A 14,681-nucleotide genomic window follows, 5' to 3' on the forward strand; every position below is an offset into this window, starting at 1 on the left:
GAAAATCATCCATAGACGCCTCTCCATTTATGCTCAAGGATGGCATATAGCCAAGAGTCTCGCCATTCTCCCTTAATCCAATGGTGTTCTCGCAAATATCCTTCTTGCTGCATTCCAATTTTTTGCATAACTCGTGCAGAGGCAATGTTTTCTGGGTGACAAGTGGCAAAGATGCGATGTAAGTCTAACTCCTGAAAACCAAGTGATACAACTGCTTTCACAGCTTCAGTTGCATATCCTTGTCCCCAAAATTCCTTAGTGAAAGAGTATCCAATAGAGCCTGTTTTGTTACCAGCATCCTGAACTGATATGCGACAAATACCAATTAATTGCTTTTGGGGTTTTAAAGTTACTGCCAAGGCAAAATGCTGACGAGGTTGTTCGCCTTGCAATGAAATCTCTCTTTGTAAAAAGTTTTTGGTATCTTCTTGGGTATTAGGGCCAAAAGTCAAGTAACGCACAACTTCAGCATCAGCAGCATATTGATGAATTGCTTGCCAATCTGATTCTACAAAGTCTCGCAGTATAAGACGTTCGGTTTCTAGTGGTATCATTTGGGAAATTCTGCACGTAACTGACTGACTACCCGATCTAGTCCTACAGAATGGGCAGCTTTGAACAATAAACGATCGCCTGTTTGCACAAACGTCTTCAACCTAGCCACCAACTCGGCATGAGTTGCAAAACACTCCGATGGAATACCCTCGGCACTAAGAGCGATCGCTTCGGCATCTTGTCCATCTACCAAAACCAACAAGCCGTCTAAATTCAACTTTCTTACTGTTTCTCCCACTCGCTGGTGCAACTGCTGCGATCGCTCTCCCAATTCTTTCATTGCACCCAATACAGCAATCTTCCGCTTTCCGGGTGTATCTGCCAATAATTGTAACGCTGCAATCATAGCTTCTGGTGCAGCATTATAAGTTTCATCTAAGATTACCACATCATTGGGTAAAGTAAACCGCTGCGATCGCCCTGTAGGCATATCCACGATCACACCTGATTTGAGGGTTGCCCAATCAATCCCTAACACCTTTGCCACCGCTAAAGCTGCTAAGAAATTAGTGGCATTATGACGACCTGGTAAAGGTAGAGGTAGTTGGATTCCTGCGACTTCCACAGTCTCGTTATCAATTAATTGCCCTTGAATATCCCCACCAGAAAAGCCGTAAGTCAAAACTTTTCCGTGCCAAACTTTTGCCGCTGTGGCTATTAATAGGGGATTGTCGTGGTTGAGAATTGCCACACCATCAGCAGGCATTTCAGTTAATAACTCACATTTTGCCTCAGCGATCGCTTCTTCCGAACCCAGTAACTCAATATGTGCCGTCCCCACATTGGTAATTACTCCAATTGTTGGCCGCGCTATTTGCGTCAATTCGGCAATTTGTCCTCTACCCCGCATTGCCATTTCAATCACAGCGTAGTCATTTTCGGCGCCAAGTTCTAGGAGAGTTTTCGGGACACCGATTTCGTTGTTGTAATTTCCATAAGTTTTGTGAACTCGTCCCTTTGTTCCTAAAACTGCGGCGATCAATTCTTTGGTTGTAGTTTTACCCACAGAACCTGTTACACCAATTACAGGAATATTAAAGCGATCGCGCCACCATTGGCCAAGTTTTTGATATGCCTTGAGAGTGTCTTTTACCTGTAATACAGGGAATCCCGGATTTTCGTATTCAAAATCTACAATTGCAGCTATTGCCCCCTTTGCGATCGCAGTTGGCACAAATTCATGTCCATCAAACTTATCGCCTCGGAAAGCGACAAATATTTCACCCGACTTCAAGGTACGGCTATCTGTTTGGATACCGCTAGTTACTTGTGTTAAAGCAGTTTCAGATAAGTTTACAGAATGGGCCAAAATAACTTCAACCAGTTGGGTTAGGGTGGCAGAACAACGCATAAGCAATTTACAATTTAAAGTTTAAAATCATAAAATCGAATTATGGCATAATATTGTTGAGATGAGATAATTTATACGATCAATATAGAGACGTTGTAATCCAATATCTCTAAACGATATTGAATTATCGCAAAGAAATAATCAAAGAACAGCAAAAAATAGTGGCAAAGAAGCTTAACTTCCGTGCCACGCTTTGTTTATAAGCTACTTATACAGTTTAATCAGCTAAGGACAATGGGCATAACAAGTTATGTTCTATCACCTTATGCGCGATTTTTAATCAAGATTACTTCCACAATTTGTATTGCTATCTCACTAGAAACCCCTAAAGCTTGATATAAATCATTTAAGAAGTTTTTTTCTTCTTCAGGTATAATACCTTCAGCTAGGACTAAATCGGTGGCTACTGCAAAGGCTGCTTCCCGCAAGTCTTGAGATAGAGAATCTTTTGCTGCATTAAACAGAGCATTAAAGCCATCACCCTGGAGAATGCCCAAAATTTTGTCAAACAGCCTGTTCATCATTTCATTAGGATAACTTTTAAAAAGTTTCATCCGAGACAGCACAGAAATGATAGAATTTGCTTGCTCAACAGAAAGATAACCGTCTGAAGCCGTTGCCGTCAATATAATGACAGCAAAAGCTTCCGCTGGACTGAGTGCTGCTTGGGTTTGGCTTTCTGTACCCAACACAGCGTCGAATAGACCCATTGTAGTAGCTCCTTGGTTACAGTCCCAATAGCGTTACTGTTACCTGTATGTTTGGTAGATTTACAGGTAGGAGTATAACGCTATAAGACTTTCATCCTTTAGTGTTCCCAGGATTTATTCACGGCGAACACTTGTACCCAAAGGTTTTTGGCAGGAACTACATTGCCAGCTGTAAACTTAGCGTTCTCCTGTCTTTTCTATTGTCTCAATTACCGCCAAACCTATACCAGAAGCTGCCATTAACAGTACTACTGATATCAAATAGGCGTTAGTCAGCATTCGTAAAGCTTCATCGAAAAAAATATAGGTGGTCATTGCTTCACCTTTTGAACTTTGTGCGGCTTGTGCTTTTTATTTCTCCACACCCTGATAGGTGAATTTCGCTGAGAAACTGCTAGCAATTGCATCTTAACAAAACTTTAGCTGTTTCAGAACCCTGCTGAAAATTTTTCTTTCTGAAGATTCTATGAAGTTTATAAAAAAGAGCATTGGGCATTGGGCATTGGGCAAAACAACTTTCTCGCTGCAATTTACCTTGCTGCTACCGTGATTTTGCTCAACTAATGACACGCCCTATGTGGAATCACACCATATCTTGCCACGATCTTTTTCTATGACTATTTTGTAGCTGATGGATAAGCCCATACCAGTACCTTTGCCGATGGGTTTCGTGGTGAAAAAAGGATCAAAAATGCGCGATCGCACTGTTTCAGGTATTCCACAACCATTGTCAGCGATCGCAACTGCACCAACTACACTCGTTAATAAGAAAACACCAACAAAGCTTGCAACCAGTTTGTGAGAAATTTTCATAACTGTATGTCAGCTATAACCGCGTCAGTATTCAGTGTTCCCAAATCTTCGCAGAGAATTTAGGCTATTACCTTGGTAACTAGGTATTTCGTGAAATGGGATCAACAAGACAAGCTTAAAGTAAACAGCGTTCAATCGTCGCTACAACTGATTGAGAAAGAGTATCAAAGTCGTAACCACCTTCTAAGCCAAACAGAATTTTACGAGTTATCCCTAGACAATAATCAGTAAATAAAGCGTAGTCTTCTGGCTGCAAATTAATACTTGCCAAAGGATCTGCGGCATTGCCATCATAACCAGCACTCACAATCAGTAAATCCGCTTGAAAGTTAACTAAAAACGGTACTACCTGTTTTTCAAATAGTGGCTGATATATGGCAATATCACTACCGGGGGGTACTGGTAAATTTAATACATTATTGTGAAAACCCCGTTCTGTCGATCTTCCCGTACCGGGATAGCATGGATACTGATGTAGGGAACAATAGGCGATGCGTGCTTCTGTTTCAACGATCGCCTGAGTACCATTACCATGATGCACATCCCAATCAAGGATGGCGACACGGTTAATTCCAGGTTGTTCTAGAGCAAATAAAGCGGCGATCGCGGCATTAGAAAATAGACAAAAGCCCATCCCTGCATCACTTTCAGCATGGTGTCCTGGGGGACGCGCTAGTACAAAAGCTGGATTAGCTGACCCTAACACAACCTCAACTCCATCTAACCATGCGCTGACTGCCAACAATGCCACATCATAACTGCGCGGGGAAACTGGCGTATCTCCATCCAAAGGGCCACCGCCACTAGAGGCGATTTGCCACAGTTTTTTGATGTAGGCTGGGCTATGTGCTTTAACCAACGAAGACATCAGTGATGGCTGTTCTGATGCTGGTGTAGGCGATCTCCAGCTAATTTTATCTGCGAATGTAGCTGCTTTTAGGGCATTTGCGATCGCACTTAAACGTTCTGGTTTTTCGGGATGGTATTTTCCAGTCTTGTGATCTAAAAATTCGTCGGAATAAATGACTGGCAGCATAGGACGAAAAAGGTCGGCAGCAGGACACTGAATGTTATTGTATCCTCACTGGTACAAACAGTTTTTCCTTGTACTAGATCGTTGGTCGTTTACTTTCGAGGATTTCTGTTGCTTTCTGTCCAGTAAGTGGGCGGTAGAATAAAAAGCCCTGTACCTCCTCGCAGTTGATAGATTTCAAGAATTCCAATTCTTCTTCCTTCTCTACGCCTTCGGCTGTTAACTTTAATCCCAAGCTGTGTCCCAAGGTAACTATGGCCTGGATAATATGAGCTACTTTGGCATCCTGCGTCAAATATTGAATGAAAGATTTATCTATTTTCAGATTGTGGAGTGGCAAAAGCTGGAGGCGCGAAAGTGAGGAATGACCCGTACCAAAGTCATCAATGGAGATGTAAACACCCATCTGCTTTAGCTCCTCTAACACCCTTGTGGTAAAACCCAAGTCCTCAATCGCTGTGGTTTCCATAATTTCTAATTCTAAAAAGCGCGGCTCCAGACCTGTTTGTTCTAAAACCTTAGCTATAGTCTCTACCAATTTGGGTTGGCGGAACTGCTTCAAAGAAAGATTGACAGCGATCATAATCGGTGGCAATCCAGCATCTTGCCATGCTTTATTTTGGCTACAGGCTGTCTGTATAGTCCATTCGCCGATGGGGACAATTAATCCACTTTCTTCGACCAGGGGAATGAACACACTGGGGGCGACCAATCCCATCTCTGGGTGCTGCCAACGCAACAGAGCCTCCATACTAGTAATTTCCCCTGTGGCAATGTTTACACGAGGCTGATAGTACAGTGTAAATTCATTGCGTTCTAAGGCATAGCGCAAGCTCTTTTCTAAAGTCAGGAGTTCCGGATTTTTAGCACTCAGGGAAACACTGTAGAATTGGTAGTTATTCCGCCCTTTGTCCTTGGCGTAGTACAAAGCGGCATCTGCGTGCTGGATTAGTGTTTCGGCGTCAGGGCTGTTGTTATCAAGTAAGGCAATACCGAGGCTGGCAGTCACATAAAGTTCATGCCCTTGGAGATGAAAAGCATCCTCAAAGGCTTGTAAGATTCTCTGCGCCACTAAAGTTACCTCTTCAATATCATTGACTCGTGGGAGTAAAATCGTAAATTCATCGCCTCCCCAACGGGCTACAGTATCTCCGCCTCTGAGTGAGTCTTTTAATCTTTGAGAGACGCTTTGTAACAATTGGTCTCCCAGAGTGTGCCCCAGAGTATCATTAATGACCTTGAAGCTATCCAGATCGAGAAAGATTACAGCTAAACTTTCGTCATTTCGAGTGGCGTTGGGCAGAGTTTTACTGAGCAGCTCATCAAATAGTAGACGATTGGGCAACCCTGTCAGCAAGTCATGGAGGGCTTGATAGCGAATCTTTTCTTCTACTTGCTGACGCTGCCGCGCACCAATGATACTAGCGGCCATCGTCAAAAGAGTAGATTCTTCGTGCTTTGACCAATGACGCTCAAAGGTACAGTCTGCCAAGCCAAGATACCCCCAAAAATCATTATCCAAGCGAAGAGGCACTAAGAGAAGGGATTGAATGCCATCTCGAATCAGGAATTCTTGTTCGGCGGCAGGAAATTTTTGGGTAATTCCGCTAATGGACTGGCCGCTAGAGAGAACTGTGTACCAACGGGCTAATCTAGGAGCTTGATAAGGCTGATTCTGCCAATGATGGTGGGTAGATTTAATACAAGATCGTGTCCATTCAAACTTTAGGCTGACTGCTATTTCCTCTGTAACAGGATGGGGATGGTTCTCAAAGAGATAGGCACGATCTGCCTTGGCAGCTTCGCCCAGTACAGCGAGAGCTCGATCGATACCAGTTTCGTAATTCATTTCTCCTAGCAAATAATTGGCAGCTTCTGCAACTGCTTGTAGCAAGCGATCGCGCTGGCGCAGTTCGGCTGTAGCTCGCTTTTGCTCGGTAATATCCCTAATAATAAAAGTTCTAATTAAATCACTTTCAGGAAGATAAAGAACGGATTGTTCAAAAACTTCTGTATCTACTTCCACCTCGCGCACAAAAGAATTGTTTTCTAGATTGTTAACTCCAATTAAGAGTCCCGTTAAGATCGGGTGTTCTGTCCCAACTTCTCTAAGATTGGGAAACTTGATAGCTGCGGCTGGATTGAGATAAGTAATTCTTCCCTCGAAATCCATCTCAATAATTGGATTGGGGATGAGTTCGGGAAAGGATGCCAGGCGAGCTAGAGCAGACTCACTAGCTGCTTCAAAGCTGGGATCAATGGCTAAGGTTTGAAAAGGATTGGCAGGACTGGCTTGCTCTGATAAGAAACCAGATAAGTCTTCAACATTAAAAGATTCAGAAAATGCTTGTTCGGAAATGTTGGAAATAGCATAATATTTAGCCTGAGCTTTATTACTGCCAAAAGCAATGACATCTCCATGCCTAAGATTATGAGAAAAGCATTTATTACCATTCACAAATAAGCCATTAGTACTTCCTTTACCCTTATAGTTGCCATCAATAATCTGGAAGCCGTATTGGTCAGTTTCTGGAACAGTTACTCGCAATAAAATTGCATGTTGCATTGATACTGATCGGGAAGCCAAGACAATAGTGTTTGCAGGATGCCGCCCTAGAGAATAAGTAGTCTCTCGCAAGGGGACAGTTCGCCGCCCTTCTAGGTCTTGGATGACCAACAGATGGCGTATTTTCTCCCGCTCATTTCCTCGCATGGCTGTTCCTCAAATTCTCATATAATTAATATTTATGTCTTAGTCTAAAAAAGACTGCTCCTATAAGTCCAGAATTTCAGGCTGCACTTATGGTAAAATTTGCTCAATCAAAGTTCTGACTATTTGCGTAGGCGTAGCCCGCCGCAGGCATCGCAAAATATGAGGGTGTAGACCAGCCTTTATCTTCATTGATTGACTGCACTCAGCGCTAACTGAACTCAGCACTCTTCTTTTTATGGAATGAGATGACTAATTGTTCAATCAGTTTTTGTGGTAGAAATTATAGCTTTTTTTCTACTCATACATAAGTTATAAACTTTGTTCCTTCGTCTATATCATCTAACCTTGTCTTTCTTAGGATACCCAGATTAAGAATTCAAAATTAAAATTTCAAAATTGTACCCTTACAGGCAAGCAAGCTACACATAGCGTCACGTAAAGCCTGCGGCATAGCTACGCTTAGAGCCTCTTGTACAGAAGAGAGTTAGATGAGGGAATTTCAACCCCGACTAAAACTGAACAAAGTCGGAGCCAATCCGCCTTTGAGCTAAATGTAGACGTTGTTGTTAGCCTTTCTCTTTGGGAGCTAGCTATCCATTAGTCACATATTTACTTAAGATTTATAAAACACTTAATCTCCGACCTCATAAAGTTAGGACTTTTGATGTCCTGTATATAGATAGAGTATTAGTCCAACAACTTAGGGATATAAGATAGGAGAGGTATGTTTAACTTTTCTTTCCCCTGATAATGGGGTTGAAAAAGTGAGCATTAGTTAAGCATGGTTAATGAGTACGAATTCATACCTATTATTTCCGATTAAATGCTGAAAGTAAGTGTTTTGAGCATTGGATGAGCATTTTAGAGAGAGTGAAGGCTGAAGTGTTGATATTATGTCGGTTTATCGTAATCTGCAAGAAACTCACTTAAATCGTGCCCGCGCCAGTCTCAGACAAGCGCTTTCTTGGTATGGATATCTTCGCAAGTCAGGACAGTTGTCATCTAACCCAGAATTGGTAGGTTTGGTAAAACCAGAATTGGAAGCTTTGAGAGCCACACTCAACAAGCTAGATTCAAACGTCATTAGAATTGCCGTCTTTGGTTTGGTGAGTCGGGGAAAGTCAGCAGTTTTAAATGCCTTACTGGGAGACAAAATTCTCCAAACTGGGCCTCTAAATGGTGTCACCCAATGGCCGCGTTCCGTGCGGTGGCAGCCCGGTAGTAAGGTACTAGTAGAGTTAATTGATACTCCCGGATTAGACGAAATTGCGGGTGAGTCACGGGCGGATATGGCACGAGAAGTAGTACATCAGGCAGATTTGATTTTGTTTGTCGTATCTGGTGATATCACACGTACTGAGTATCAAGCACTGCTGGAATTGCGACAATCACAAAAACCCCTGATTTTAGTGTTTAACAAGATAGATTTATACCCAGATACCGATCGGGGAGTGATTTACCAAAATTTGCAACAACTGGGTGCTGGGAATCCCCAAGCAAAGCCTCTACTCCCGGATGAAATTGTGATGGTAGCGGCGGAACCAGCAGCAATGGAAGTGCGGGTTGAGTGGCCCGATGGGCGTGTCAGTTATGAATGGGAAACACCAGCACCGCAAGTAGACGAACTCAAAGAGACAATTCTAAATATTCTCAATCGGGAAGGGCGATCGCTTCTGGCTTTAAATGCACTGATCCAAGCACGGGATGCAGAAGCCGCGATCGCTCAAAAAACGATCGATTTACGCGAAAAGGAAGCCGAAGAAATTATTTGGCAATTTACCAAATACAAAGCTTTGGCAGTAATGCTCAATCCCATTGCCTTCTTAGATATCCTTGGCGGAACTGTTGCTGATTTAGCTTTAATTCGCACTCTCGCTAGATTGTATGGTTTGCCGATGACTAACTATGAAGCCGGGAAAATTTTAAAAACGATTGTATTTAGTTCTGGTGGCTTGCTACTGGGGGAATTAGGTAGTAGTTTTCTTTTGGGTTTAGGTAAGAGTACTGCTGTAATAACCAGTGGTGATAATCCCAGCAATATTACTGCTTTTGCTGGCAGTGCGATCGCTCAAGCTGGTATCGCCGGTTATGGTGCATATTCCGTTGGCAAAGCCGCCCAAGTCTATCTCGAAAAAGGCTGCACTTGGGGACAATTGGGCGCTAGCAGTGTCATTCAAGAGATTCTCTCTCAAGTTGACCAAAACACAATTATGTATCGTCTGCGACAAGAGTTAGGTATAAAATATTGAGATTTTTAAGTTGTGTTCCGAAAAGTTTCTGTTGACTCAAATTAACCAGTAAGTAAAAACTACCGTATCAAACTCGCTAACACGGCAGTTATAAACTAGCCGAAATTGTGCGCCTAGATTATGCCTTTAGCTTTGCCCTGCTGCTTAGATTTTTTGCCTAAGAATATACCAAAAGCACTAGCCGTCAATGAACCCAATATGATTGAGGGTTCGGGAACAGAATTTGGTTCCAAAACAGGTGTCAAAAGAAAAGCATGAACAGGGTAATTACGTTCAGGGTCTTGAATAGTACCAGTACCTACAATTTGTCCAGAGTTGTTGATCCCATCTGCGCTTCCCAGAAACCAACTCGAATTAGCAGGAATGAGGTCGTTTAAATTACTCATTTTACCGTCACTATAGAAGAAGGGAACGGTGACATTAGACCCTTTGATATAGCCTGCATTACCAACTACCTGCCCAAAGTCATTAATATCAGTAGCGTCGCTGTTTTGCCCCCCAAGTGTACCTAAGTCTTGTAGTGTTCCACTCCCACTGTAGAGGAAGGCGTGGCTAACATTACAAGGGCATTGTTTTGGATCGTCTGGTTCAAAAGTTGCTCCGGTGTCTGCCCTACCAACCACCTGTCCTAAGTTATTGATAGCAGAAGCTACACCTTCCTCACCCCCAAGTGTGCCTAAGTCTTGTAATCCTCCACTGCTGCTGTAGAGGAAAGGGTGATATTGTCCTGACTGAGTTTGTGTATAATAGCCAACTATTTGTTTTGAGTCGTTAATATCCCTTGCAGAGCTTGATCCCCCAAGGGTGGTCAGGTCTTGTAATACTCCACTCCCACTGTAGAAAAAGGCGTGGAATTTTCCTTGCTTCGTTTCTGCCGAGCCAACGACCTGTCCTAAGTTATTGATAGCAGAAGCGACGCTGGATTCTCCTCCAAGGGTTCCGAGATTTTGCATTCCAGTAGCATCACTCCAGAGAAAAGCATAATCACGTCCATATACAGACTTTTTTGACTCACCGACCACTTGACCAAAATCATTGATTGCGTAGCCAGTGCTTGAGTTACCACCTAAAGTGCCTAAGTCGTCTGCTGGATTAATTGCACTGTTAGGAGCCGTGCGAAAAGCGTCAGAGCGGAAAACATCAGTACTAGGAACAATTGAGTTACCAACCACTTGACCAGCATTGTTAATGCCGTATGCTGCACTAAAAGCATCAAAGCCAGTAGCAGTAGGGTTTAAAGAACCAAGATCGGTAATAGAGTACAAAGATGCAGCAGTAGCCTGTTGGGGAACTGTAACTTCTCCCATGATTAAGGCTATCAGCCCGATACCAGTAGCGCCCAGAGTATACTTCAGCATATTGTTATTAAAACTTTACCTTTATATTTTTTATCAGTATTTGCTCTACTTAAACGCTCAAAAAATATACTTTGTTTAAAAAATATTTGTATTGGTACTTGTGTAAGGGTAGCTGCTTAGAGACAGTACAACCTGATGAATTGGGTAGTTAGTTGTACAGATGATTAGTTCTTTAGGGAGTTTTGAGTTACTACAGACAGAAATGTTGAGAATAAACAAGAATTATTTCGCCTTTGTTACTGTTTATAAGTGTTTATCAACTTCTATCAAGCTCTTCTGACAATTGACTGACATTCCCAATTTGGGATGCAAGATTGAGAACATGACCATCTTTACTAGTGACTTCACCTAGTGGAATTTCCGTACCTTTTTGAATCAAAGATGACAAGAGGGTAATTCCCACTCCATTTTGCTAAAAAGATGACGGTGTTTACTACCGCCTCTTGTGGGAAGCCTATCTAAACTGGAAATGTGAGCTTTGTGAGGTCATTGAAAGCTCATAGTTAATATCTATCCCTGTAAACTAAAACTGAAAGTATCATGACAACTACCCTAAACTCATTTGAAACTACTGGGGCGGCAAATCTTGAAGAAGCCATTACTGAAGCCATTACTGATGCTCGTACAACTTGTGAGCTAGATGGCAGTAATTCTGCTGGTTGTGCCGTAGCCTGGGACATTGTGGAAGAATTGCAAGCTGAGAAAGCTCATAAACACCAAGCAAAATCAAAGAAAACCTCTTTGGAAAACTACTGCGATCGCCATCCAGATTCTGTAGAATGTCTAATCTACGACGTTTAACTCTTCCGTAAATCAGTTGTTGCTGATTGCGTTATTTGCTTAATTGCCTCTAAATCAAGTGGTGGTGTTTCACTTTCCATTCCCAACCACAAAAGATATTCGATATTCCCAGCAGGGCCAGTGATCGGCGACCAAGTTAAGCCTTTGTATTTCCACCCTAATTCGTGGGCACCTTGCAACACCTGGAAAATGGCATCAGCTTGGTCGTTTGGATCGCGCACAACACCTTTTTTACCCACACGGGATCTACCAACTTCAAACTGTGGCTTGACTAACAACACAGCTTCTCGGTTAGCTTGAGTTAGTTGCCATAAAGCAGGCAGAATCTTAGTTAAAGAAATAAACGATACATCAACTACCGCCAAATCAGGAATCGCGTCATCTTCGCCATATAACTCATCTGGTCGTAGTTGTCGTAAATTGGTGCGTTCCCGCAAAATCACCCGCGAATCATTTCGCAATCGCCAGTCAACTTGCCCGTAACCGACATCAATACCGTAGACTTGTTTTGCTCCAGCTTGCAAGAGACAATCAGTAAAACCACCAGTAGAAATCCCACCATCTAAACAAATGCGCTCTGCTACGGGAATGGCAAATACTGACAAAGCTTTGGAGAGTTTTTCACCGCCTCTAGAAACAAAAGGCGATCGCTCTTTAATATTTATTTGAGCCGAAATATCAACTTCAGTACCAGGTTTATCAACTAACTGCTGATTAACAGTAACTTCCCCCGCCTGAATTAAACGTTGTGCTAAGGCGCGAGAAGAACATAAATTCAGCTCTACTAATAGTGTATCGAGTCGCTGTTTCGCCAATTAACTAGACTCTCCTGGTAAGATTAAAACCAAAGCGCGATTAATCATTTCTTCTTGGTTAACCAGCTTTTCTAATTCTTGGGCTTCATAACGACCTTCTTCTACTTCTAGAGAAGCCTCATCAATGGCATTTAAATAGGCTTCTGCTAAGATTTCTAACAATTCTTCTGGCGTAAGATAATAGTCGCGAGCTTTGCGCCGCTTATTTTCCCGCTGAATTTCCCGAACCGAATTCCGAATTGAGACTTCCCAAGAGCGAGTCGTGCGATTTTCAGCTTGTTGTTTAATCAGATGCAATAAAATCACTGCATAGCTACGAATCGTCTTAATGATGTCATTTCGGCTCATTTCCTCTAATTCTTCAACTATAATCAATGCTCCTTGAACATCGCCCTTAACAAGTAAGTCTTTCAGGGTTAATAATTCTTCCATCATCAGCGCCTCAAACATCGGCAACTTCTATTGTGGCTTATGACGGTTCTAGTACAGATAAGATAAGCTAATGGGTTTAATCTATGAGCGATCGCATTCCTTAGCCAGTCTCATTCAACTGTCCAGCTTACAATAAACGCTAGAGGAGTTTTTTTTCCTAACCAGTGGTCTAAGACTACGGAAGATTTATTATGCCATTACGACAACCTCGTTACAGCAAAGACGAATTTGCTCGTCGCGGTGATGAGATATATGACTCTCAAGTGCGCCCACAAGTCGAAGCAGATAATTATGGCAAAATTGTTGCAATCGATATTGAGACAGGTGGCTGGGAAATGGATACTGATGAAATCAATGCCTCGAAACGTCTTGAGACTCGCTACCCAAATGCACAAATCTGGTTTGTGCGTGTTGGTTCTCGCTATGTCCGTCGGTTCGGGGCTGGTCGCATCCACAAAACAAAATGATTATTGGAAGTGTGAATGCTGACTACGAGCCAATTATCCTTCTACGTATTTGTGGTGCTGATGCTAAAGTACATGAGCAAACCGCCATTGTTGATACAGGTTTTAACGGTTGGTTATCCTTACCGCCAGATTTCATTGCTGCATTAGAGCTACCCTGGAAAAGGCGAGGACGAGCAATTCTAGGAGATGGTAGTGAATGCGTGTTTGATGTGTATGAAGCTATTGTTGTCTGGGATGAGCAATTACTAACCATTCCGATTGATGAAGCTGAGTCAGATCCACTTGTCGGTATGTCAATGATGGAAGGTTACAGATTAACGGTAGAGGCAATCGAAGGCGGTGTTGTAAAACTTGAGAAATTATGAGCAGTCAAGTGAGTAAATAAGCGATTTAGCGATCGCTACTTAGATGTATTGTTCTTTTGGAATACACGACATCAAAATAATTAAGATACAGCAAAATCCGTGTATTGCCGTAGTTCAGCAGGATGGAAACCCAAGACAATATCTTTGCGCAAAATACCCGCTTCTAATAATGCCTCTGCTACTGGCTGGGAAGTACCATCATATTGAATCCACACTTTATCATTAATAATATCTATATGTACCACCGAACCATGTACGCGGCGCACTCCATCCCAACCAATGTGTAACACTTCGTAGTGGTCTCGCTCCAAATCAATGACTGCTTCTGTCTCTATTTGACCGTTAGCAGGCTTGTGACTAGCATAGTCAAATATCAACTGACGAATAATTTCACGATACCGAGCTAGCTGATCCATCTGATAATCCTTTCTAGTTGCTCGTCAAAGACAATTAGGTTTATTCCTATACTATTAAGAATTAGCTGACCAAAGCGTTCAGAAAATATACCTTCGTAAACCCGCTTGGGAACTGCTAAATAAAGTTGGCGTTTTGGTTGTAGTTCTTTAAGCACGCTACGATAAACTTCATACTGTCCTACAGCTTCCTGGAGGTCATTCACGGGAGAAGGACTCAGAAAACTTTTGATTTAAACAGCTATTTTTTGATCGTCTCTCTGAGCAGCAATGGTAACTCTTTCTGCTCCAATATCTACGTAAAGTTCTCTACCCCCGTATGCCAGGTACAAGGGATCGTTGGTTATTGTCCAACCATCTGCTACAAGTGCTTTAATGACTGCGGCATCGTAGATGTCTTTGGCTGACATTAGTCGAAAGATAGCTCCAAAAACACAGCTTTAATCTAGCAAAGTTATTTTATACAGGCGCGATCACAAATTCAAAATATCACCTATTCATCCTTATCATAATTAAACATTAAAACAAATTTTTGTTTAGGTAAAACTAACATATAGGACTCCTATTTGATTTTTGAACAAAACTAGGAGAAAATACGCAGGAAAG

16 protein-coding genes and 1 pseudogene are annotated in these 14,681 nt (G+C 42.3%); 4 read left to right on the forward strand and 13 right to left on the reverse strand.

The genetic code is table 11. The annotated features are described in order from the left end of the window. Positions 1-5: 5 nt before the first annotated feature. From HWQ40_RS15985 to HWQ40_RS16015, 7 genes are all read right to left on the reverse strand, one after another. The gene (locus tag HWQ40_RS15985; RefSeq protein ID WP_292779442.1) at positions 6-554 is read right to left on the reverse strand and encodes a GNAT family protein; all 549 of its coding nucleotides are present in this window, start codon (positions 552-554) and stop codon (positions 6-8) included. After that, complete coding sequence (gene murF / locus HWQ40_RS15990; protein ID WP_292779444.1) at positions 551-1,906, reverse strand: UDP-N-acetylmuramoyl-tripeptide--D-alanyl-D-alanine ligase; 1,356 nt, start codon at positions 1,904-1,906, stop codon at positions 551-553. The genes HWQ40_RS15985 and murF overlap by 4 nt, the downstream gene beginning before the upstream one ends. A 263-nt stretch (positions 1,907-2,169) precedes the next feature. After that, positions 2,170-2,616, reverse strand: a complete 447-nt coding sequence (locus HWQ40_RS15995; protein WP_292779446.1) for a tellurite resistance TerB family protein — start codon at positions 2,614-2,616, stop codon at positions 2,170-2,172. Between the two features lie 177 nt (positions 2,617-2,793). Then, a complete protein-coding gene (locus HWQ40_RS16000; protein WP_190240853.1) occupies positions 2,794-2,931 on the reverse strand; it encodes a hypothetical protein in 138 nt (45 codons plus the stop codon). A 258-nt stretch (positions 2,932-3,189) separates the two neighbouring features. Then, positions 3,190-3,429, reverse strand: a complete 240-nt coding sequence (locus tag HWQ40_RS16005) for an ATP-binding protein (protein WP_292779450.1) — start codon at positions 3,427-3,429, stop codon at positions 3,190-3,192. Between the two features lie 115 nt (positions 3,430-3,544). After that, positions 3,545-4,465: a histone deacetylase gene (locus tag HWQ40_RS16010; RefSeq protein ID WP_292779453.1), complete on the reverse strand. Its 921-nt coding sequence runs from the start codon at positions 4,463-4,465 to the stop codon at positions 3,545-3,547. A gap of 73 nt (positions 4,466-4,538) precedes the next feature. Then, positions 4,539-7,175 (reverse strand): EAL domain-containing protein, encoded by a 2,637-nt coding sequence (locus tag HWQ40_RS16015; protein WP_292779455.1) that lies wholly within the window; start codon positions 7,173-7,175, stop codon positions 4,539-4,541. 893 nt (positions 7,176-8,068) lie between these two features. Here HWQ40_RS16015 and HWQ40_RS16020 point away from each other — a divergent pair. Beyond that, positions 8,069-9,424, forward strand: coding sequence for a GTP-binding protein (locus HWQ40_RS16020; protein WP_292779457.1), 1,356 nt, complete (start codon positions 8,069-8,071; stop codon positions 9,422-9,424). A 113-nt stretch (positions 9,425-9,537) separates the two neighbouring features. Here HWQ40_RS16020 and HWQ40_RS16025 read toward each other — a convergent pair whose 3' ends face one another. Together HWQ40_RS16025 and HWQ40_RS16030 are read right to left on the reverse strand one after the other, a co-directional pair. Next, positions 9,538-10,782 (reverse strand): PEP-CTERM sorting domain-containing protein, encoded by a 1,245-nt coding sequence (locus HWQ40_RS16025; protein WP_292779459.1) that lies wholly within the window; start codon positions 10,780-10,782, stop codon positions 9,538-9,540. A gap of 256 nt (positions 10,783-11,038) precedes the next feature. Then, a complete protein-coding gene (locus HWQ40_RS16030; RefSeq protein WP_292779461.1) occupies positions 11,039-11,185 on the reverse strand; it encodes a hypothetical protein in 147 nt (48 codons plus the stop codon). A 137-nt stretch (positions 11,186-11,322) separates the two neighbouring features. Between HWQ40_RS16030 and HWQ40_RS16035 the strand changes: the two genes are divergently transcribed. Continuing rightward, complete coding sequence (locus HWQ40_RS16035) at positions 11,323-11,583, forward strand: Calvin cycle protein CP12 (RefSeq protein ID WP_292779464.1); 261 nt, start codon at positions 11,323-11,325, stop codon at positions 11,581-11,583. Here HWQ40_RS16035 and HWQ40_RS16040 read toward each other — a convergent pair. Beyond that, positions 11,580-12,398: a TlyA family RNA methyltransferase gene (locus HWQ40_RS16040; protein ID WP_292779467.1), complete on the reverse strand. Its 819-nt coding sequence runs from the start codon at positions 12,396-12,398 to the stop codon at positions 11,580-11,582. The genes HWQ40_RS16035 and HWQ40_RS16040 overlap by 4 nt on opposite strands. Further along, the gene (locus HWQ40_RS16045) at positions 12,399-12,830 is read right to left on the reverse strand and encodes a DUF29 family protein (RefSeq protein WP_292779482.1); all 432 of its coding nucleotides are present in this window, start codon (positions 12,828-12,830) and stop codon (positions 12,399-12,401) included. 191 nt (positions 12,831-13,021) lie between these two features. Here HWQ40_RS16045 and HWQ40_RS16050 point away from each other — a divergent pair, with 191 nt between their 5' ends. Both HWQ40_RS16050 and HWQ40_RS16055 read left to right on the forward strand, forming a co-directional pair. Further along, entirely contained in the window at positions 13,022-13,297 is a 276-nt protein-coding gene (locus HWQ40_RS16050; protein ID WP_292779469.1) for a hypothetical protein, read from the forward strand. Further along, positions 13,294-13,662 carry a clan AA aspartic protease gene (locus HWQ40_RS16055; RefSeq protein WP_292779472.1) on the forward strand — a complete coding sequence of 123 codons (369 nt, stop codon included), beginning with the start codon at positions 13,294-13,296 and terminating at the stop codon, positions 13,660-13,662. Before HWQ40_RS16050 ends, HWQ40_RS16055 begins: the two co-directional genes overlap by 4 nt. Positions 13,663-13,742: 80 nt before the next feature. On the opposite strand, the gene HWQ40_RS16060 is transcribed toward HWQ40_RS16055, so the two are convergent. Beyond that, positions 13,743-14,078 carry a XisI protein gene (locus HWQ40_RS16060; RefSeq protein WP_292779475.1) on the reverse strand — a complete coding sequence of 112 codons (336 nt, stop codon included), beginning with the start codon at positions 14,076-14,078 and terminating at the stop codon, positions 13,743-13,745. Continuing rightward, positions 14,066-14,485, reverse strand: a pseudogene (locus tag HWQ40_RS16065) (element excision factor XisH family protein). The gene HWQ40_RS16060 and the pseudogene HWQ40_RS16065 overlap by 13 nt, the downstream one beginning before the upstream one ends. Between the last annotated feature and the right edge of the window lie 196 nt (positions 14,486-14,681).

It is taken from the genome of Nostoc sp. NMS9, from assembly GCF_017114995.1.
Classification (GTDB): Bacteria; Cyanobacteriota; Cyanobacteriia; order Cyanobacteriales; family Nostocaceae; genus Nostoc.

Bases quoted from the DNA above. Each gene is read 5' to 3' on its own strand.
- HWQ40_RS16050 (WP_292779469.1), top strand. From the start codon at position 13,022: ATGCCATTACGACAACCTCGTTACAGCAAAGACGAATTTGCTCGTCGC.
- HWQ40_RS16045 (WP_292779482.1), bottom strand. From the start codon at position 12,830: ATGGAAGAATTATTAACCCTGAAAGACTTACTTGTTAAGGGCGATGTT.
- HWQ40_RS15985 (WP_292779442.1), bottom strand. From the start codon at position 554: ATGATACCACTAGAAACCGAACGTCTTATACTGCGAGACTTTGTAGAA.
- HWQ40_RS16035 (WP_292779464.1), top strand. From the start codon at position 11,323: ATGACAACTACCCTAAACTCATTTGAAACTACTGGGGCGGCAAATCTT.
- HWQ40_RS16010 (WP_292779453.1), bottom strand. From the start codon at position 4,465: ATGCTGCCAGTCATTTATTCCGACGAATTTTTAGATCACAAGACTGGA.
- HWQ40_RS16025 (WP_292779459.1), bottom strand. From the start codon at position 10,782: ATGCTGAAGTATACTCTGGGCGCTACTGGTATCGGGCTGATAGCCTTA.
- HWQ40_RS15995 (WP_292779446.1), bottom strand. From the start codon at position 2,616: ATGGGTCTATTCGACGCTGTGTTGGGTACAGAAAGCCAAACCCAAGCA.
- HWQ40_RS16020 (WP_292779457.1), top strand. From the start codon at position 8,069: ATGTCGGTTTATCGTAATCTGCAAGAAACTCACTTAAATCGTGCCCGC.
- murF (WP_292779444.1), bottom strand. From the start codon at position 1,906: ATGCGTTGTTCTGCCACCCTAACCCAACTGGTTGAAGTTATTTTGGCC.
- HWQ40_RS16055 (WP_292779472.1), top strand. From the start codon at position 13,294: ATGATTATTGGAAGTGTGAATGCTGACTACGAGCCAATTATCCTTCTA.
- HWQ40_RS16000 (WP_190240853.1), bottom strand. From the start codon at position 2,931: ATGACCACCTATATTTTTTTCGATGAAGCTTTACGAATGCTGACTAAC.
- HWQ40_RS16005 (WP_292779450.1), bottom strand. From the start codon at position 3,429: ATGAAAATTTCTCACAAACTGGTTGCAAGCTTTGTTGGTGTTTTCTTA.
- HWQ40_RS16015 (WP_292779455.1), bottom strand. From the start codon at position 7,175: ATGCGAGGAAATGAGCGGGAGAAAATACGCCATCTGTTGGTCATCCAA.
- HWQ40_RS16060 (WP_292779475.1), bottom strand. From the start codon at position 14,078: ATGGATCAGCTAGCTCGGTATCGTGAAATTATTCGTCAGTTGATATTT.